The sequence below is a fragment of the Streptomyces sp. NPDC017202 genome (assembly GCF_044331705.1).
Lineage (GTDB): Bacteria > Actinomycetota > Actinomycetes > Streptomycetales > Streptomycetaceae > Streptomyces.
The window spans coordinates 396,142-414,499 of record NZ_JBIRNP010000001.1 but is presented as its reverse complement, the minus strand read 5'-3'; the positions used below and the strand labels follow the sequence as shown (position 1 = coordinate 414,499).

The following is an 18,358-nucleotide window of genomic DNA, read 5'->3' as shown; positions in this document are numbered from 1 at the left end:
AAACCTACCGCTCCACAGGCGGTCGATGCACGATGGGGAACAACACCGCACAGCACCGCACAGGAATTCAACGAGGAGGCCCGCGATGGCGGACATCGAGGCGGCCGTCGAGGCGGCCCTCGGCAAGCTCGACCTGGACGCGAAGACCCGGCTGCTGGCCGGCCAGGACATGTGGTCCCTGCCCGCCCTCCCCGAGATCGGCCTCGCGTCCCTCGTGATGTCCGACGGCCCGATCGGCGTCCGGGGCGTGCGCTGGACCGCCGACGACCCGTCCGTCGCGCTGCCGTCCCCGACCGCCCTCGCCGCCACCTGGGACCCCGGCCTCGCCCGCCGCGCCGGGGTGCTCCTCGCCCAGGAGGCCCGCCGCAAGGGCGTCCACGTCCTGCTCGCCCCGACCGTCAACCTGCACCGCTCCCCGCTCGGCGGCCGCCACTTCGAGGCCTACAGCGAGGACCCCCACCTGACGGGACGGATCGGGACCGGGTACGTGAGAGGCGTGCAGGAGGGCGGCGTCGGCACCACCGTCAAGCACTTCGTCGCCAACGACGCCGAGACCGACCGCTTCACCGTGAACAACCTGGTCGGCGAGCGCGCCCTGCGCGAGCTGTACCTGGCCCCCTTCGAGGCCATCGTCGAGGACGCCCGCCCGTGGGGTGTCATGACCGCCTACAACACGGTCAACGGCACCACGATGACCGAACACCACCACCTCGTGAACGAGGTCCTGCGCGGCGAATGGGGCTTCGACGGCTTCAACGTCTCCGACTGGACGGCCGCCCGTGACACCGTCGGAGCCCTCCGCGGCGGCCTCGACGTGGCCATGCCCGGCCCCACGACCGTCTACGGCGAGGCCCTCGCGCAGGCGGTGCGCGACGGCCGCCTCGACGAGCCCGAGGTCGACGACGCCGTACGCCGCGTCCTGCGCCTCGCCGCCCGCGTGGGCGCCCTCGCGGACGTCGAACCCGCCGTCCCCGTGCCGCCCGCGCCCGTCCACGGCGAGTCCCTGGCCCGCGAACTCGCCCGCCGCTCCTTCGTCCTGGTCCGCAACGAGCGCGCCGTGCTGCCCCTGCGGCCCGGCCGCACCGTCGCCCTCATCGGCGCCGCCGCCCGCGACGCCCGCGTCCTCGGCGGCGGCTCCGCCACCGTCTTCCCCGCCCGTGTCGTCTCCCCGCTCGACGGCCTCACCGCCGCCCTCCCCGAGGGCGCCCTCAGCTACGCCGTCGGCGCCGACCCGACCACCGAACTCGCCTTCGCCGACAAGGGGTTCATGCTGCGGGCCGTCTGCCGCGACGCCGCCGGAACCGTCCTCGGCACCGGCTCGGCCCCGAACGGGCAGATCCAGTGGATGGGCAACGACCTCCCGGACGGCGTCACCTCCGACACCCTGCACACCGTGGAGCTGACCGGCACCTTCACCCCGCGCGCGAGCGGCCGGCACACCTTCGGCGTCAAGGGCGTCGGCGCCTTCACCCTCACCGTCGCCGGCACCACGTACTTCGACGGCACCCAGGAGCCGGCCGACGTCAGCGACCCCTTCGAGGCGTCCTTCGGCTCCCCGGTGCCCCGTGCCGAGACCGAACTGACCGCCGGGGAGACGGTCGACGTCTCCCTCACCTACGTCGTCCGCTTCCCCGAGCGCCTGCCGCTGAAGGTCGTCGCCTTCGCGCTCGCCCACCAGGAGCCCCCGCGGGACCCGGACGCGCTGATCGCCGAAGCGGTCGCGGCGGCCCGCGCCGCCGACACCGCCGTGGTCGTCGTCGCCACCACCGAACGCGTCGAGTCCGAGGGCTTCGACCGCACCGACCTGCGCCTGCCCGGCCGCCAGGACGACCTGGTGCGGGCCGTGGCCGCCGCCAACCCGGACACCGTCGTGGTCGTCAACTCCGGCTCCCCGGTGGAACTCCCGTGGCGCGAGGACGTCGCCGCCGTGCTGCTGAGCTGGTTCCCCGGCCAGGAGGGCGGCGCCGCCCTCGCCGACGTCCTCACCGGCGCCCACGAGCCCGGCGGGCGCCTGCCCACCACCTGGGGCTCCCTCGCCGACGCCCCGGTCACCCGGGTCACCCCGACCGACGGCGAACTCCCCTACGACGAGGGCGTCTTCATCGGCTACCGCGCCTGGGAGAAGGAAGGCCGCACCCCGGCCTACCCCTTCGGCCACGGCCTCGGCTACACCGACTGGACGTACGACTCGGTCGAGACGGACGGCACGAACGTCGCCGTCCGCCTGCGCAACACCGGCGGACGGGCGGGCCGCGAGGTCGTCCAGGTCTACCTCGCGCCCACCGAACCCGACGCCGGCCGCCCGGTCCGCTGGCTGGCCGGCTTCGCCGGCGTCGAGGCCGGCCCGGGGGAGAGCGCCGAGGCCGTCGTCACCCTCCCGCGCCGCGCGTTCGAGATCTGGGACGAGACCGCCCGGCAGTGGTCCTTTGTGAAGGGTTCGTACGAAATCCAGGTGGGTAGGTCTCTCGCGGACCGCAGGATCACCGCGACGATTAACGTCTGACGCGGGCCCCGCGCCCCGAGAGCAGCCCCGGTCCGGGACCTGACCCCTGGACCGGGGCTATGCACGTCCCGGCGCCGTGCCCGCCGGGCCGGGACCCGTACGCCTACCGCGCCGAGAACCCGTACACCGTCTCCGACCGGTACACCTCGCCCGGACGCAGCTCGGTGCTCGGGAACTCCGGCCGGTTCGGGGAGTCCGGGAAGTGCTGGGTCTCCAGCGCGACGCCCGCGCCGGGCCCGAACGGCTCGCCCAGGTGGTCGGCGGTGTACACCTGGATGCCCGGCTCGGTCGTGGCCACCGTCAGCACCCGGCCGGATACCGGGTCGTACAGCTCGGCCACCTCCACCGGCCCGTCCGTGACGCCCTTGTCGAGCACGAAGTTGTGGTCGAGGCCCCCGCCCACCGCGCGGGCCGTACGGAAGTCGAAGCGGGTGCCCGCCACGTCCGCCTGCTCACCGGTGGGGATCAGGCCGTCGTCGACCGGCGTGTACCGGGAGGCGGCCAGCCGCAGTTCGTGCCCGCCCGCGCCGCCCGCGCCGCCCGCGCCGCTCAGGTCGAAGTAGCTGTGGTTGGTCAGGTTCACCACCGTCGGCTCGTCCGTGACCGCCTCGTACGCCAGCCGCAGCGCCCCCGACGCGTCCAGCGTGTAGGTGGCCGTGACCTCCAGCCGGCCCGGGAAGCCCTCCTCGCCGTGCGGGCTGACCCGGCTCAGCCGCAGCCCGTGCTCGACCGGCTCCACGTCCCACACCCGCTTGTCGAAACCGCGCGCACCGCCGTGCAGCGAGTTCGCCCCGTCGTTCGGCTCGAGGGCGTAGGTCACCTCGTCCAACGGGAAGCGGGCCCGGGCGATCCGGTTCGCGTACCGTCCGACCAGCGCGCCGAGAAAGGGCTCCGGATGCGTGACGTAGCCGTCCAGGTCCGCGAACCCCAGCACCACGTCCGTACCGCGCCCCTCCCGGTCCGGGACCTCCACCGACTGCACGATCCCGCCGTAGGACAGGACCCGCACCCGGACGCCCGCCCGTTCCAGGGTCCAGCGGTGCACGGGGGTGCCGTCGGAAAGTGTTCCGAAGTGTTCGCTCATGGGGGAAACCCTAAGTCACGCGCCGCGAGCGGTGATCCGACGGTAGGCGATCTCGGCCAGCCTGGCCTGCCCGTTCGTGCTCGGGTGGAACCAGTCCCAGTGGCTCAGCTGGTCGGTCCCGAAGCGGAACGCGTACACCGCGCCGCCGTCGAACCGGCACCGCGCGTCCTCGGCGCAGACCTCCTCCAGCACCCTGTTGTAATCCTCCACCCGCTGCCGCACGGTCTCCCGCCGCAGATTCGCCGCCGCGTCCAGCGCGTCCGCGTCCCCCAGCATCGACGGGCAGATCCCCAGCTTCCACACCTGCTTGCCCAGCACGTTCGTCCGCCCCTGCGACCACAGCCGCTTCAGGTCCGGCACGCTCGCCACGTACACCTGCGCCGTCGGCGCGGTCCGGCGCAGGGTGCGCAGCGCCTCCTCGAACCCCGCCCGGAAGTCGGCCACCGGCGTCATCGCCTCCGCCGTCACCCGGCAGGCGTCGTTGGCCCCGGCCATCACCGTCACCAGCGCGGGCCTGCGCGCCGCCGCCCGCGCCATCTGCGCCGGCAGATCCGCCATCCGCGCCCCGGTCACCGCGTAGTTCCAGCTGTGCGTGGCCGCCTTCGCCCCCAGCAGCCGCACGGCCACACTCTTCACCTCGCCGCTGTCGCCGGTCGCCCAGGACACCTCGGGGCAGTCCGTCAGCACCGAGCACGCGTCGAAGCCGCGGGTGATGGAGTCGCCCACGGCGGCCAGCGAGGCGGGGCTGGTGTCCCACACCGGGGTCGGCGACGCCGAGGGCCCCGCCTTCCGCTCCCGCGCACCCGACCCGCCCGGCCCGTCCCCGCCCAGCGCGTCGCAGCCGGCCGCGCCCAGCACGACCGCGGCCGTCACCGCGGCCACGGCCCGCGAGCGGTGGCTTCGCTTCCGCATCCTTCGGTGTCCCCTCGGTCGTCCCGCTCGTCCGGCCGTTCCCCGGCCGGACGTTCCGCCGGCCCACCCATGACAACGTCCGGGAGTTCCCGAGCCGGCCGGAGGCAACGAATCAGGCCCGTACAGGCGTCCTGCCGGGTGAATGGAGGCCTTTCGGCGGCCCGGGACCGACGGTACGTCACACTCCTCGCGCCGTCGCACGGTAGCCTCGCCATCAACGTGGCTGCCGCCACAGCCGCCATGCCAGCCAGCAAGACTGTCCCGCTCTGTCCGGAGGTACCGGTGACGACACGTGGAGTTCTGTACGTGCACTCCGCGCCGCGCGCGCTGTGCCCGCACGTCGAGTGGGCCGTCGCCGGGGTGCTCGGCACACGCGTCAGCCTCGACTGGATCCGGCAGCCCGCCGCGCCCGGCACCTGGCGCTCGGAGTTCTCCTGGCAGGGCGAGCCCGGCACCGCCTCCAAGCTCGCCTCCGCCCTGCGCGGCTGGCACCTGATGCGCTTCGAGGTCACCGCCGAGCCGTGCGCCAACGCCGAGGGCGAGCGCTACAGCTGCACCCCCGACCTCGGCATCTTCCACGCCGTCACCGGCATCCACGGCGACATCCTCATCCCCGAGGACCGCCTGCGCGCGGCCCTCACCCGATCCCAGCGCGGCGAGACGGACCTGGAGGCGGAGGTCGCCAAGCTCCTGGGCAAGCCCTGGGACGACGAACTGGAGCCGTTCCGCTACGCCGGCGAGGGCGCCCCGGTGAGGTGGCTCCACCAGGTCGTGTGACACACCGTGCCCCGGGCGGGGGCGCCGAGCGCGAAGAACACGAAGAACACGAAGAAGGGGCCCCACCTCCCGGTGGGGCCCCTTCACACACGTACAGGCGGTTCTCAGACCGTCCGGAACGCCAGCACCACGTTGTGCCCGCCGAACCCGAACGAGTCGTTCAGCGCGGCGATACGGCCCTCCACGGGCAGCTTGCGCGCCTCGCCGCGGACGATGTCCGCGTTCGCCTCGGCCTCGGGGTCGAGGTTCTCGACGTTGATGGTCGGCGGAGCCACCCGGTGGTACAGCGCGAGGACCGTCGCCACCGACTCCACACCGCCGGCGCCGCCGAGCAGGTGACCGGTCATCGACTTCGTCGCCGAGACCGCCATGTGGTCGGCGTCGTCGCCGAACACCTTGCGCAGCGCCTTCAGCTCGGCCACGTCACCGGCGGGCGTCGACGTCGCGTGCGCGTTGACGTGCACGATCTCCGCCGGGTCGAGGTCGGTGTTGTCCAGCAGGTTCTGCAGGGCGTGCGCGATGCCGCGGCCCTCCGGCTCCGGCTGCACGATGTCGTGGGCGTCGGCGGAGATGCCCTGGCCGACCGCCTCGGCGTACACCCGCGCCCCGCGCGCGGCGGCGTGCTCGGCGGACTCCAGGACGATCACACCGGCGCCCTCGCCGAGCACGAAGCCGTCGCGCGCGGTGTCGTAGGGACGCGAGGCGCCCTGCGGGTCGTCGTTGTTCTTGGACATCGCCATCATGTTGCCGAACGCGGCGATCGGCAGCGGGTGGATCGCCGCCTCCGTACCGCCAGCGACGACGACGTCGGCGCGGCCCGTACGGATCATCTCGATGGCGTAGCCGATGGCCTCGGCGCCCGACGCGCACGCCGAGACCGGCGTGTGCACACCCGCGCGGGCGCCCACGAGCAGGCCCACGTTGGCGGACGGGCTGTTCGGCATCAGCATGGGCACGGTGTGCGGGGAGACGCGGCGGACGCCCTTCTCCTTCAGCACGTCGTACTGGTCCAGCAGGGTCGTCACGCCGCCGATGCCGGAGGCGATGACCGCGCCGAGCCGGTCCGGGTCCACGGTGGCACCCGACGCGGCGTCGGACGTCCCGTCGGCCGTCCGCGGTGCGAAACCGGCGTCCTTCCAGGCCTCCTGAGCCGCGATCAGCGCGAACTGCGCCGAGCGGTCCAGCTTGCGGGCCTGCGGCCGCGGGATGACCTCGGTGGGCTCCACGGCGATCTGCGCCGCGATACGGACGGCCTGGTCGGCCGCCCAGTCCTGCTCCAGGGGCGTGACGCCGGACTTGCCGGCGACCAGGCCCTCCCAGGTAGAGGCTGCGTCGCCACCCAGCGGTGTGGTTGCGCCGATACCGGTGACGACCACGGTGCGATTGGTCGGGCTCACGGGAATTCTTTCTCCAACGATCGGGATTCAGCGGCGCCACCGCCGGGTGGCGGGGCAGGCCGGAACATCCGGCCCCAGCAGTGGCTCTAGTCCTGGTGCTTGAGGATGTAGTTCGTCGCGTCGCCGACCGTCTTGAGGTCCTTGACGTCCTCGTCGGGGATCTTGACGTCGAAGCGCTCTTCGGCGGCGACGACGACCTCGACCATGGACAGCGAGTCGACGTCCAGGTCGTCGGTGAAGGACTTGTCCAGCTGGACGTCCTCGACCGGGATGCCGGCGATCTCGTTCACGATCTCCGCGAGACCGGCGACGATCTCTTCCTGAGTGGCGGCCATGTCGGCGCTCCTTCGTTGGTGTTCCAGAGGGTGTGGCATTGGGTGTCTTCCGTCCCGGACCGCATGATCCGGCACGGAGTGCCTAGGGGAGGGTAACGACCGTCGCGGCGTACACGAGACCCGCCCCGAATCCGATGACGAGCGCGGTGTCGCCGCTCTTGGCCGCGCCGGTCGCCAGGAGCCGCTCCATCGCGAGCGGGATCGAGGCGGCCGAGGTGTTTCCGGTGGTCCGCACGTCACGCGCGACCGTGACGGACTCCGGCAGCTTGAGGGTCTTCACCATCGAGTCGATGATCCGCTCGTTGGCCTGGTGCGGGATGAAGACGTCCAGGTCGGCGGAGCTTATCCCGGCGGCGTCCAGCGCCTGCTGGGCGACCTTCGCCATCTCGAACACGGCCCAGCGGAAAACCGCCTGGCCTTCCTGGGTGATGGCCGGGAACTTCGCGACCTCGCCGTCGCGGTAGTCCGTCCACGGCACGGTCTGCTTGATGGTCTCCGACTTGTCGCCCTCGGAACCCCACACCGTCGGGCCGATCGCCGGCTCCTTCGACGGGCCGACCACCACCGCGCCCGCGCCGTCACCGAACAGGAAGGCGGTGGCCCGGTCCTCCAGGTCGGTCAGGTCGGACAGCCGCTCCACGCCGATGACCAGGACGTACTCGGCGGAGCCCTCGACGATCATGCCCTTGGCGAGCGTCAGGCCGTAGCCGAAGCCCGCGCAGCCGGCCGAGATGTCGAAGGCGGCGGCCTTGTCCGTGCCGAGCTTGTCGGCGATCTCGGTGGCCACGGCCGGGGTCTGCTTGAAGTGCGACACGGTCGAGACGACGACGGCGCCGATCTGCGAGGCGGTGATCCCGGCGTCGGCGATCGCCTTGCCGGACGCCTCGACCGACATGGCGGCGACGGTCTCCTCGTCGTTCGCCCAGTGCCGGGTCTCGATGCCGGAGCGCGAGCGGATCCACTCGTCGGACGAGTCGATCGTCTCGAGGATCACCTCGTTGGGCACCACCCGGGTGGGCCGGTAGCCGCCCACGCCGAGGATGCGCGCGTACGGAGCGCCCTTGCTGGGCTTGATCTTCGCCATGCTCGTCGGCTCCTTGTCAGGCACTGTGCTCGGCGATGACCTCGCGGGCCGCGTCGAGATCGTCGGGGGTCTTCAGCGCCAGCGTCTTCACGCCGGGCAGGGCGCGCTTGGCCAGACCGGTGAGCGTACCGCCGGGGCACACCTCGATCAGCGCCGTCACGCCGAGCTGCCGGAACGTCTCCATGCACAGGTCCCAGCGGACCGGGTTGGCGACCTGGCCGACCAGCCGGTCGAGGACCTCGGCGCCGGTGGCCACCGTGCGCCCGTCCTTGTTGGAGACGTAGGCGATCCGCGGGTCGGCGGGGGACAGCTCCTTGGCGGCGGCGGCCAGCGTCTCGACCGCGGGGGCCATGTGGTGCGTGTGGAACGCGCCCGCGACCTTCAGCGGAACGACCTTGCGGACACCCTCCGGCTTGTCCTCGTTCAGCACGGCGAGCTGCTCCAGCGTGCCCGCGGCGACGATCTGGCCGGCGCCGTTGACGTTCGCCGGGGTCAGCCCCAGCTTCTCCAGGTGCGCCACGGAGACCTCGGGGTCGCCGCCGAGCAGCGCCGACATGCCGGTCTCCGTGATCGCGGCGGCCTCGGCCATGGCCAGGCCCCGCTTGCGGACGAGGGTCAGCGCGGCGGTGTCGTCGAGGACGCCCGCGAAGGTGGCGGCGGTGATCTCGCCGACGCTGTGACCCGCGACCGCGCCGGGGGCCACGTCGCCGAGCGCCGCGGCCGACAGGATCCCGGCCGCGACCAGCAGCGGCTGCGCCACGGCGGTGTCACGGATCTGGTCCGCGTCGGCCTGCGTGCCGTAGTGGGCGAGGTCCAGTCCGATGGCGTCCGACCACGCGCCGACACGGTCGGCGGCGCCGGGCAGTTCGAGCCAGGGGGTCAGGAAGCCGGGCGTCTGTGCGCCCTGGCCGGGAGCGACGAGTACGAGCACTCTCACACTCTCTCTTGGGGACGGGCACGGCCGCCCGTGGGGACAGGGACGAAGAACGGCAGGGGGTTTTGTGGGCCTCCCACAAAACGCTAGCTCTTGGGGTCTCCGTCGACGAGACGCCCCAGGATCAGCGCGATGCGCAAGGTGAACGCAGAGCGTACATCCGACGGTGACCAGCCGGTGACGTCAGTCACACGTCGAAGCCGGTAGCGCACGGTGTTGGGGTGGACGAACAGCATCCTCGCCGCGCCCTCCAGACTGGACGCCTGTTCCAGGTAGACGGCCAGCGTCTCCAGGAGCGCCGAGCCCGCCTCCTCCAGCGGTCTGTAGATCTCCTCCACCAACTGCTCGCGCGCGCCGGGATCACCGGCGATGGCGCGTTCCGGCAGCAGATCGTCCGCCAGCACCGGGCGCGGTGCGTCCTGCCAGGCGGAACACGCCTTGAGCCCCGCCGCGGCGGCCTGCGCGGACCGGGTCGCGGCCAGCAGGTCGGGCACCACGGGGCCCGCGACGACCGGCCCCGCCGCGAACGGCCCGATCAGGGACTTGGCCACGGCCATCGGATCGTCGCTGCCGCCGGCGATGACGACGAGGCGGGAGCCGAGCACCCCGGTGAGCACCTGGAGCTTGGCGTGCCGCGAAGCCCGCCGGATCGCCTCCACCGTCAGCTCGGAGTCCCCGTCCGGCGCCGTTCCGAGGATCACGCACACGTGCTCGGGCGCGTTCCAGCCGAGGGCGGCGGCCCGGCTGACGGCACCCTCGTCGGCCTCCCCGCTGAGCACGGCGTTCACGACGAGCGACTCCAGCCGCGCGTCCCACGCGCCGCGCGCCTCGGCGGCCTGGGCGTAGACCTGGGCGGTGGCGAACGCGATCTCGCGGGCGTACACCAGGAGCGCCTCGCGCAGCACGTTCTCGTCGCCGGGGGCGGCGACCTCGTCGATCGCGCTCTCCATCACCTCGATGGTGGTGCGCACCATCTCGACGGTCTGACGCAGCGTGATGGCCCGGGTCAGCTCGCGCGGCGCGGTCCCGAACACGTCGGTGGAGATGGCCTGCGGGGCGTCGGGACGCCGGAACCACTCCGTGAACGCGGCGATGCCCGCCTGGGCCACCAGCCCGATCCAGGAACGGTTCTCCGGGGGCATCGCCCGGTACCACGGCAGCGTCTCGTCCATGCGCGTGATGGCCTGGGCGGCGAGGCTCCCGGAGGACTTCTCCAGCCGCTTCAGGGTCGCGAGGTGCGTGTGGGCTGCGGGTGCTGCGGCTCGGTTGTCGTGGGTTTCGGGTTCGGGCACGTGCACAAGACTGCCTCATCGGGACCCGCGCGTGCGTGGGCGGGTCACGGCTGCGGTCACCGCCCGGCCGGCGGCGGGTCTACCGTGGTCGGCGTGATGGACGTACGCCGCGCCGACGAGCGCTACCCCGGTGGTGACCCGGCGGCCGGCATCGAGACCCGGCACGCCTTCTCCTTCGGCCCCCACTACGACCCCGGCAACCTCCGCTTCGGCGCCCTGATCGCCTGCAACGAGGAGCGTCTGGCGCCCGGCGCCGGCTTCGACGAGCACCCCCACCGCCACACCGAGATCGTGACGTGGGTGGTCGAGGGCGAACTGACCCACCGCGACTCGGCCGGGCACGAGACGCGGGTGCGCCCCGGCGACGTGCAGCGGCTCAGCTCGGCGGCCGGGGTGCGGCACGTCGAACGCAACGACGGCACCGTGCCGCTGACCTTCGTGCAGATGTGGCTGGCCCCGCTCGAGCCGGGCGGCGAGCCGGCCTACGACCTCGTCCGCGGCATCGCCGACGCCACGCCGTACGCCGTCCCGGAGGCGGGCGCGATGCTGCACGTACGGCGGCTGGCGGCGGGGGAGCGGACCGCCGTGCCGGACGCGCCGCGGGTCCACGTCCACGTCGTCGGCGGCGCCGTCCGGCTCGGCCCGCACGAGCTGGGGCCGGGGGACGCGGTGCGCGCCGCCGACGAGGAGGACCTGGAGCTGGTGGCCGGGGCGGGCCCGGCCGAGGTGCTGATCTGGGCGATGGAGGCCTGAGCGGGGTCAGCTGTCGCCGGGCTCCTCGGCGTTGCGCCAGATCGTCAGGTCCACCGAGACGAAGTCGCTGGGGTCGCCCTGCGGCGCGCCGCCCTTGAAGGTGACCAGGGCGATGTGGCCGGAGGTGGTGTGCACGCAGAGCTGGGTGCCCTTCGCCAGCTGCGAGAGCGAGACGCGCTCGGCGTACCGGGTCTCCTCACGGCAGGTCTTCAGCGAGCCCTGCTGGGAGCTGTTCAGCAGGACGATCCTCTCGCCCTGGCTGGACAGCGCGTCTTCGTCGACGTCGTAGTAGTACAGGTCCGCGTCGGCGTTGTCGTAGGGGCTGCGGTCCTCGATCGGCTTCGGGGGCGAGTCCACGAACCGGACGTAGTAGTCCAGCGGGATGTTGATCCCCTTGTACGTCACCGGCTCCGGGTCGTGCAGGGCCCCGGAGCCCGTCGAACCGCCGGTGCCGCCGCCGGTGGCGGAGCTGTCCCCGTAGGAGTCCGACGAGTCCCCGAGGTCGCCGAGGGCCGACGCGCAGCTGCCGAGCCAGAACAGGCCCATCACCACCGCGGCGGCGATCCCGATCCACTTGCCGGCCTGGTTCTTCTTCGGCGGCAGCGGCAGCGGCCGCCAGGCGGGCTGCTGGTGGGCGAAGGGCGGCCGCGGCGGGGTCGGCGGGCCGTACGACGGCGGGAAGGGGGCCTGCGGTCCGGGCAGCGGGACGACGGGGCCGAACGACGGTGTCGCCTGCACCTGCGGGGCGGCGGTTGTGGGGGCCGCGTGCACGGACGGGGACGCCGGGGTGTGCGCGTGCGGCGGCGTGGCCGGGCCGGCCTGCGCGACCGGTGCCGTGGGCGTCGGGGCGTCCGGGCCGGCGGCCGGGGCCGACGCCAGCGCGGCCGACGCCGACACCCGCTGGGTGATCTGCGCGGCGATGGCCTCCGGCAGCCACGAGCCGGACTGGCGCAGCGGCGTCGGCGACGCCTCCTGGCACAGGGCGATGATCTCGGCGGGGGAGGGGCGTTCGGCCGGGTCCTTGGCGAAGCAGCGGGCGACGAAACCGAGGTGCTCGGGCAGTCCGTCGAGATCGGGTTCCTCGTGGACGATCCGGTACAGCACCGCGTGCGAGGGCCCGTCCCCGTACGCCCCGGTGCCGCGCGCCGCGAACACGGCCACCTGACCGAGCGCGAACACGTCCGAGGCGGCCGTGACCTTCTTGCCGGCGCCCTGCTCGGGCGACATGAACGCGGGGGTGCCGATGGAGACGCCGGTGCCGGTCAGCGCGGTGGCGTCGGCGGCGCGGGCGATGCCGAAGTCGATGACCCGCGGACCGTCGGAGGCGAGCAGCACGTTGGACGGCTTGAGGTCGCGGTGGACGATGTCCGCCCGGTGGATCACCGACAGCGCCTCGGCCATCCCCGCGAGCAGCAGCAGGACCGACCCCGCCGGCAGCGGCCCGTGCTCGCCGACGGCCGAGGCCAGCGAGGGCCCGGCCACGTAGGCGGTGGCCAGCCAGGGCCGCTCGCCCTCGGTGTCGTAGTCGATGACCGGCGCGGTGTAGAGGCCCTGCACGCGCTGCGCCGCCTGCACCTCCTGGCGGAACCGGCGGCGGAACTCGGGGTCCTCGCCCAGTTCCGGACGGATCGTCTTGAGCGCGATCGGGTGCCCGCCGGGCGTGTACGACAGGTACACCGTGCCCATGCCGCCCGCGCCGAGCCGCGCCGCCAGCCGGTAGCCCGCCACCGACGTCGGGTCGCCGCTCTCCAACGGGCGGAAACGGCCGCCCCGTTGCACGCCTGTCATTGCTCTCCCCCGAGATCCGCGCAGTGGGTCCTGTGTGCAGAGGGAGGTTAGCGGAGGGGAGCGGCGCAGGGATCAGCGGGCGGGACCGGAGCCCCGCACCTCGCCGAGCACCGCGTCGGTGAACACCGGCCACGCCTCGACCGCCCAGGGGCCGAACGCCCGGTCCGTCAACGCCACTGCGGCGGCCCGCACTTCGGGATCGACCCACAGGAACGTGCCCGACTGCCCGAAGTGCCCGAACGTCCTCGGTGAGGACGAACCACCGGTCCAGTGCGGCGACTTGGCGTCCCGGATCTCGAAGCCGAGGCCCCAGTCGTTGGGGTTCTGGTGTCCGTATCCCGGCAACACGCCCTTGGTGCGCGGGTATTGGACGGTCATCGCCGCCGCCACCGTCCGCGGGTCCAGCAGCCGCGGCGCCTGCACCTCGGCGGCGAACCGCAGCAGGTCCTCGACGGTCGACACGCCGTCCTTCGCGGGCGAGCCCTCCAGCGAGGTCGCCGTCATCCCCAGCGGCTCCAGCACCGCCTGCCGCAGGTACTCCGCGAACGGGATGTCCGTCGCCTTGGCGATGTGGTCCCCGAGCTGCTCGAAACCGGCGTTGGAGTACAGCCGCCGGTCCCCGGGCGGCGCGGTCACCCGGTGCTCGTCGAAGGCCAGCCCGGAGGTGTGCGCGAGGAGATGGCGGACGGTCGCCCCGGGCGGCCCGGCCGGCTCGTCCAGCTCGATCGCCCCCTCCTCGTACGCGACGAGGGCGGCGTACGCGGCCAGCGGCTTGGTCACGGAGGCCAGCGGGAAACGCCGGCCGACCGGCCCGTGCGTGCCCAGGACCGTACCGTCGGCCCGGACGACACCCGCCGCGGCGGTCTCCACCGGCCAGTTCTCGATCAACGCCAAGCTCTTCAAGGACATGACGTCGAGACTAAGCGGCTCACAGCGACAGCCGCACCGAGGGGTCGGCCTGTCGATTTCTCACCGGGTCCGCTTGCTTCGAGTGCGCTCCAAGGCCCTAGTTTTGAGGTCATGACGGTGATGGAGACCACGGGTACCAGGACCGACAGCTGCGCCACCGCGCCCCGGGCCGCCCGGCGCCCCGACGGCCAGGACAGCTACACGATCAGCGAGGTCGTCGCCTTCACCGGCCTGACGGCGCACACCCTGCGCTGGTACGAGCGGATCGGCCTGATGCCGCACATCGACCGCTCCCACACCGGCCAGCGCCGCTACAGCAACCGCGACCTGAACTGGCTCGACCTCGTCGGAAAGCTCCGGCTCACCGGCATGCCGGTCGCCGACATGGTGCGGTACGCGGAACTGGTGCGCGAGGGCGACCACACGTTCACCGAGCGCTTCGAGCTTCTGCAGGCGACCCGCCGGGACGTGCGGGCGCGGATCGCCGAACTCCAGGACACGCTCGCCGTACTCGACCGGAAGATCACGTTCTACTCGGACGCCACCCAGGCGTACGAAGCGGAGAGGACCCGATGACCGACAGCAGGATCCCCACGGCACGACTCGGCGACACGGGCCCCGAGGTGGGCGTCCAGGGCCTGGGCTGCATGGGCATGAGTTTCGCCTACGGCCCCTCGGACGCGAAGGAGTCACGGGCCGCCCTGGACCGCGCCCTGGACCTGGGCGTCACCCTGTACGACACCGCGGACGCGTACGGCGCCGGCGCCAACGAGGAGTTCCTCGCCCCGTTCTTCAAGGCGCACCGCGACGAGGTCGTCATCGCCACCAAGTTCGCCCTGTCGATCCCCGCGGACGACCCGACCCGCCGGGTCGTCCGCAACGACGCGCCCTACGTCCGCCGGGCCGTCGAGGCCAGCCTGAAGCGCCTGGACGTCGACGTCATCGACCTCTACTACATGCACCGGCGCGATCCGCGGGTGCCGATCGAGGACACCGTCGGCGTGATGGCCGAGCTGGTGCGCGAGGGCAAGGTCGGGCACCTCGGCCTGAGCGAGGTCACGGCCGACGAGCTGCGGGCCGCGCAGGGCGTGCACCCGATCGCCGCCGTGCAGTCGGAGTGGTCCCTGTTCAGCCGGGACATCGAGGACCGGGTGGTGCCGGCCGCCCGTGAGCTGGGCGTCGCGCTCGTGCCGTACTCCCCGCTCGGCCGGGGCTTCCTCACCGGCTCCTTCGCCGACGCCGACAAGGACCTCACCGCCGACGACTTCCGCCGTCAGCAGCCCCGCTTCACCGGCGAGAACGCGGCGGCCAACGCGGCCCTGCTGGAGCCGGTCCGCGCGGTCGCCCGGGCCCACGACGCCACCCCGGCCCAGATAGCGCTGGCCTGGGTCCAGCACCGGGCCGGCGTCCACGGCCTGCCGGTGATCCCGATCCCGGGCACGCGGAAGGCGGGCCGGGTGGAGGAGAACCTCCGGGCGACGGCCCTCGAGCTGACCGCGGACGAGCTGGCGCTCCTGGAACCGATCGCGGGCAAGGTCGCGGGCGACCGGTACGCGGACATGACGTTCACCTCGGCCGGACGGGAGACCCGCTCCTGACGGACGCCCGTCACAGCTCCGCGAGCAGCTCCGCCTTCTTCGCGGAGAACTCCTCGTCGGTCACCAGCCCGGCCCGGTGGAGTTCGCCGAGGTGACGGATCCGCTCGGCCACGTCCGCCGGGCCGCGGCGCTGGACCGGGGCCGCCACCGCCACCGCGGCCCCGGTCCCGGCTCCGCGCCCGCGCACCGCGGACAGCACGGCCGCCGCGAACGGCAGCGACTCGTGCACCGCGCCGTAGCCCAGCCCGAACACCACGGCGGCCGGGTCCTGGTCCGGCCGCGCCCGCGGGTCCTCCGCGCGCAGCAGCCGCAGGTACCCCTCGAGGACCTCCGGGGAGCGCCACTCCACCCCGCTCAGCTCGGACGCGGCGAAACTCTGGTCGCCGGCCTTCCACTTCGCGGACGAGGCACCCGTCCAGAACCAGCGGAACCGCACGGTCCGCCCGTCGAAGGACGCCTTCGCGTCGTACGCCTTGAACGACAGCGGCACCTCCGGCGCGGCCACCAGGAACCTCTCGGCCGGCCCGGACTCCGTCAGCCCCGCGCGCAGCTCGTCGGCGTAGTACTCCGCGAGCGCGTCCCGCTCGGCGGGCAGCACCAGCCGGTACGGGTCCGAGGGCTCCTTCAGCTGCCCCGCCGCGGCCTCGGTCAGCGGATCGGCGCCCGGCCGCGGCGTGATGCGCAGCACCACCGTCCCGCGCTTGCCCGGTTCGAGCGTGACCGCCTCGATCGCCGCCAGCGGGACGCGGCGCTCACCCAGCGCGGAGAACAGCTTGGGTGTGCGGATACCCCGTTCGTAGCGGATGAGGACGGAGTCGGACTCGAACTCCCAGGCGGCATGAAATCCGGCCAGTACGTCACCCATGCGGCTCATCGTATGCGGCACCCGCTCGTTCGTCCCCTCCCCGCGCGCACCGCGATTCCTGCGCCTCTACGCGCGTCAGGCCGTCGTCGTGCCGGACAGATCCTCCCGGCACGCGTCGTTCTCGTCGGCGCACCGCACCGCGTCGTAGGCGCCGGTGCCGATGTCCGCGAAGTTGCGCAGGCTGTCCGTGCCGGGCACGAAGTAGCCTCCGTGGCCCTCGGCCTCGCGGGCCGACAGCACCCGCGCGCCGAACCCGGCCGCCACCGGATCCTCGCCGTGCCCCAGACCGCCGAGTTCCAGATAGGGCACGTCCTGCACCCAGTCGTCGGAGTCCCGCATCGCCCACACCCGGGCGTCGGTCTCCAGCTGTGCGGCGTTCTCCACCCGCATCCCGGGGCTGCCGGCGACGGCGATGTCGGTCACCCGGTCCGGCAGGGCGTGCGCGGCGACCCCGCACACCACGGAGCCGTAGCTGTGGCAGAACAGGGAGACGGGGGCGCCGCCGGGCAGCCCGCGCACCAGGGCGTTCAGCCGTACGGCGCCGCGCTCGGCGCGCATCGCGGTGGCCGAGTCGATGCCGAGCCCGGCCGGCGAGGTGTAGTCGGCCCAGGCGATGACGGCCGTCCGCGTCGTGGGGCGCGCCTCGCGCTCGGCCGCGTACAGCGCCTCGGCCATGCCGACGGGCGCCGAGTACCTGCGGTTGGTGCGCTGGAAGGTGAGCAGTGCCGTGTCCACGCCGGGGACGACGACGGAGACGCGTTCGGCGCGGTCGAGGTCGCCGAACACCTCGGCGACCCGGCCGGTGCCCTCCGGGTCGAAGGCGAGGATCTGGCGGTCGGCGTCGGTCATCGACTCGAAGCGGTGCATGCGCCGCCCGGCCTCGTACTGCCCGGCGGGCGAGAGCCGGGTGTCCCGCATCCGGGCCCGCTCGACCCCGATCTGCTCCTGGAGCGCGATGCGGTTGGCGCGGTAGCGCAGCCCGGCGGGGGCGCCGTTCATGTTGCCGACGGCGAGGGGGTAGCGCTCGGCGAGCCCGGCGCGCTGGCCCGCGGTCAGCGAGGCGAAGAACGCCGAGAGCCGGGCCGGGGCCGCCTGCGGGTCGGGCAGCTGCCGCCCGGCGACCCGGCCGTGCTCCCATGCGGTGAGCGAGGTCTTGAGCGCGCTGGTTCCCCCGTGCCGGTGCACGGCGGTCCAGCCGGTGGTCGCCAGCATCACGAACACCACGGCCAGGGCGAGCAGCGCGCGCCATGCCGTCAGTTGGGGGGAGGTGTCGAAGGAAGTCACTGGGAGGACACACTAGGAGAACGAGAAGGTCTCGGGCGACATGAGTGACGCGGATCACGTTTTGCCCGGGGTGTCCACGGGGCATACGACCCCTCAGGCTCTGTGTCCTTCGCCGGCCGGGCGGGGTCCTCGCGCGCGGGCGCGCACCCGTGGCGGACCGCCGCCGCACACCGGCGGGCCGTGCGTCACGATCCGGCGCGCCAGCCGCCCAGCAGGGCCGGCCCCACCTGGTCGAGGTACCGGGACGTGAGATCGCGCATCCCCTCCAGGCTGAAGTCCCCGCTCGTGGCCCACTGCCGTTCCGTCACCCGCATCACCGCGCCGAAGAGGGCCACCGCCAGCCGCGGCCGGGGGTCGGCGTCCACGTCGAGCCCCTCGCGTTCCGCGAGCACCCGTGCGATCGCCTCCTCGGTCTCCGCGGAGCGCCGCAGATGGGCGGCGAGCAGGACCGGGGTCGACTCGATCACCCGGTACATGCGCAGGTACAGCTCGACGGGCACGATCGACTCGACGGCCTCGCTGAGGGAGCTCCAGCCCTCCAGGACCGCCTGCCGCAGGGCCTCCATCGGCGCCTCGTGGGCCGGGCGGGCCCGCACGCCCTCGACGAAGCGCGCCACCGTGATCCCCTCCAGGGCGAGGGCGGCCTCCTCCTTGCCGGCGAAGTAGCGGAAGAAGGTGCGCTGCGAGACGTCCACGGCGTCCGCGATCTCGTCGACGGTCGTCCGCTCGTACCCCTGCGAGGTGAACAGGCCGACGGCCGCCCGCAGCAGTTCGTCACGGGTGCGGCGCTTCTTCATCTCCCGCAGCCCCGGCCGCGGCGCGGTGGTCTCCATGCGCCCCTCT

The 18,358-nt window shown here is 73.3% G+C and carries 17 protein-coding genes; 5 read left to right on the top strand and 12 right to left on the bottom strand.

The annotated features are described in order from the left end of the window. The first annotated feature begins 85 nt into the window (after positions 1-85). Entirely contained in the window at positions 86-2,503 is a 2,418-nt protein-coding gene (locus ACH4N1_RS01725; RefSeq protein WP_398093750.1) for a beta-glucosidase H, read from the top strand. 103 nt (positions 2,504-2,606) lie between these two features. Here the strand turns inward: ACH4N1_RS01725 and ACH4N1_RS01720 are convergent, their stop codons facing one another. Continuing rightward, positions 2,607-3,587, bottom strand: a complete 981-nt coding sequence (locus ACH4N1_RS01720) for an aldose epimerase family protein (protein ID WP_398093748.1) — start codon at positions 3,585-3,587, stop codon at positions 2,607-2,609. A gap of 15 nt (positions 3,588-3,602) precedes the next feature. Next, complete coding sequence (locus ACH4N1_RS01715; RefSeq protein WP_398093747.1) at positions 3,603-4,499, bottom strand: SGNH/GDSL hydrolase family protein; 897 nt, start codon at positions 4,497-4,499, stop codon at positions 3,603-3,605. 282 nt (positions 4,500-4,781) lie between these two features. Between ACH4N1_RS01715 and ACH4N1_RS01710 the strand changes: the two genes are divergently transcribed. Then, the gene (locus ACH4N1_RS01710; RefSeq protein WP_398093745.1) at positions 4,782-5,276 is read left to right on the top strand and encodes a DUF3145 domain-containing protein; all 495 of its coding nucleotides are present in this window, start codon (positions 4,782-4,784) and stop codon (positions 5,274-5,276) included. Between the two features lie 104 nt (positions 5,277-5,380). Here ACH4N1_RS01710 and ACH4N1_RS01705 read toward each other — a convergent pair whose 3' ends face one another. The 5 genes from ACH4N1_RS01705 to ACH4N1_RS01685 form a co-directional block, all read right to left on the bottom strand. Next, entirely contained in the window at positions 5,381-6,673 is a 1,293-nt protein-coding gene (locus ACH4N1_RS01705) for a beta-ketoacyl-[acyl-carrier-protein] synthase family protein (RefSeq protein ID WP_398093744.1), read from the bottom strand. An 86-nt stretch (positions 6,674-6,759) separates the two neighbouring features. Further along, the gene (locus ACH4N1_RS01700) at positions 6,760-7,008 is read right to left on the bottom strand and encodes an acyl carrier protein (RefSeq protein ID WP_366057748.1); all 249 of its coding nucleotides are present in this window, start codon (positions 7,006-7,008) and stop codon (positions 6,760-6,762) included. Positions 7,009-7,090: 82 nt separating this feature from the next. Further along, a complete protein-coding gene (locus ACH4N1_RS01695; RefSeq protein WP_398093742.1) occupies positions 7,091-8,092 on the bottom strand; it encodes a ketoacyl-ACP synthase III in 1,002 nt (333 codons plus the stop codon). A gap of 16 nt (positions 8,093-8,108) precedes the next feature. Beyond that, positions 8,109-9,023, bottom strand: coding sequence for an ACP S-malonyltransferase (locus ACH4N1_RS01690; protein WP_398093740.1), 915 nt, complete (start codon positions 9,021-9,023; stop codon positions 8,109-8,111). Between the two features lie 89 nt (positions 9,024-9,112). Continuing rightward, entirely contained in the window at positions 9,113-10,318 is a 1,206-nt protein-coding gene (locus ACH4N1_RS01685; protein ID WP_398093738.1) for a PucR family transcriptional regulator, read from the bottom strand. Between the two features lie 93 nt (positions 10,319-10,411). On the opposite strand from ACH4N1_RS01685, the gene ACH4N1_RS01680 reads away from it, so the two are divergent. Then, a complete protein-coding gene (locus tag ACH4N1_RS01680; protein WP_398093736.1) occupies positions 10,412-11,071 on the top strand; it encodes a pirin family protein in 660 nt (219 codons plus the stop codon). Positions 11,072-11,077: 6 nt separating this feature from the next. Here ACH4N1_RS01680 and ACH4N1_RS01675 read toward each other — a convergent pair whose 3' ends face one another. After that, entirely contained in the window at positions 11,078-12,859 is a 1,782-nt protein-coding gene (locus tag ACH4N1_RS01675; protein ID WP_398093734.1) for a protein kinase, read from the bottom strand. A 72-nt stretch (positions 12,860-12,931) separates the two neighbouring features. Further along, positions 12,932-13,768 carry a serine hydrolase domain-containing protein gene (locus tag ACH4N1_RS01670; RefSeq protein WP_398093732.1) on the bottom strand — a complete coding sequence of 279 codons (837 nt, stop codon included), beginning with the start codon at positions 13,766-13,768 and terminating at the stop codon, positions 12,932-12,934. Positions 13,769-13,879: 111 nt separating this feature from the next. Between ACH4N1_RS01670 and ACH4N1_RS01665 the strand changes: the two genes are divergently transcribed. Further along, a complete protein-coding gene (locus ACH4N1_RS01665) occupies positions 13,880-14,344 on the top strand; it encodes a MerR family transcriptional regulator (RefSeq protein WP_398093731.1) in 465 nt (154 codons plus the stop codon). Beyond that, positions 14,341-15,366 (top strand): aldo/keto reductase, encoded by a 1,026-nt coding sequence (locus ACH4N1_RS01660; protein ID WP_398093729.1) that lies wholly within the window; start codon positions 14,341-14,343, stop codon positions 15,364-15,366. Before ACH4N1_RS01665 ends, ACH4N1_RS01660 begins: the two co-directional genes overlap by 4 nt. Before the next feature lie 10 nt (positions 15,367-15,376). On the opposite strand, the gene ACH4N1_RS01655 is transcribed toward ACH4N1_RS01660, so the two are convergent. The 3 genes from ACH4N1_RS01655 to ACH4N1_RS01645 form a co-directional block, all read right to left on the bottom strand. Continuing rightward, on the bottom strand, positions 15,377-16,231 hold the full coding sequence (locus ACH4N1_RS01655) for a DUF4429 domain-containing protein (protein ID WP_398093727.1): 855 nt from the start codon (positions 16,229-16,231) through the stop codon (positions 15,377-15,379). 75 nt (positions 16,232-16,306) lie between these two features. Beyond that, positions 16,307-17,515 carry an alpha/beta hydrolase gene (locus tag ACH4N1_RS01650; RefSeq protein WP_398093725.1) on the bottom strand — a complete coding sequence of 403 codons (1,209 nt, stop codon included), beginning with the start codon at positions 17,513-17,515 and terminating at the stop codon, positions 16,307-16,309. Positions 17,516-17,700: 185 nt separating this feature from the next. After that, positions 17,701-18,348 (bottom strand): TetR family transcriptional regulator, encoded by a 648-nt coding sequence (locus ACH4N1_RS01645; RefSeq protein WP_398093723.1) that lies wholly within the window; start codon positions 18,346-18,348, stop codon positions 17,701-17,703. Positions 18,349-18,358: the final 10 nt, after the last annotated feature.

Excerpts from the sequence above, each read along its gene's own strand:
- ACH4N1_RS01725 (WP_398093750.1), top strand. The coding sequence starts at position 86 with ATGGCGGACATCGAGGCGGCCGTCGAGGCGGCCCTCGGCAAGCTCGAC.
- ACH4N1_RS01720 (WP_398093748.1), bottom strand. The coding sequence starts at position 3,587 with ATGAGCGAACACTTCGGAACACTTTCCGACGGCACCCCCGTGCACCGC.
- ACH4N1_RS01715 (WP_398093747.1), bottom strand. The coding sequence starts at position 4,499 with ATGCGGAAGCGAAGCCACCGCTCGCGGGCCGTGGCCGCGGTGACGGCC.
- ACH4N1_RS01700 (WP_366057748.1), bottom strand. The coding sequence starts at position 7,008 with ATGGCCGCCACTCAGGAAGAGATCGTCGCCGGTCTCGCGGAGATCGTG.
- ACH4N1_RS01695 (WP_398093742.1), bottom strand. The coding sequence starts at position 8,092 with ATGGCGAAGATCAAGCCCAGCAAGGGCGCTCCGTACGCGCGCATCCTC.
- ACH4N1_RS01675 (WP_398093734.1), bottom strand. The coding sequence starts at position 12,859 with ATGACAGGCGTGCAACGGGGCGGCCGTTTCCGCCCGTTGGAGAGCGGC.
- ACH4N1_RS01670 (WP_398093732.1), bottom strand. The coding sequence starts at position 13,768 with ATGTCCTTGAAGAGCTTGGCGTTGATCGAGAACTGGCCGGTGGAGACC.
- ACH4N1_RS01665 (WP_398093731.1), top strand. The coding sequence starts at position 13,880 with ATGACGGTGATGGAGACCACGGGTACCAGGACCGACAGCTGCGCCACC.
- ACH4N1_RS01660 (WP_398093729.1), top strand. The coding sequence starts at position 14,341 with ATGACCGACAGCAGGATCCCCACGGCACGACTCGGCGACACGGGCCCC.
- ACH4N1_RS01655 (WP_398093727.1), bottom strand. The coding sequence starts at position 16,231 with ATGGGTGACGTACTGGCCGGATTTCATGCCGCCTGGGAGTTCGAGTCC.
- ACH4N1_RS01645 (WP_398093723.1), bottom strand. The coding sequence starts at position 18,348 with ATGGAGACCACCGCGCCGCGGCCGGGGCTGCGGGAGATGAAGAAGCGC.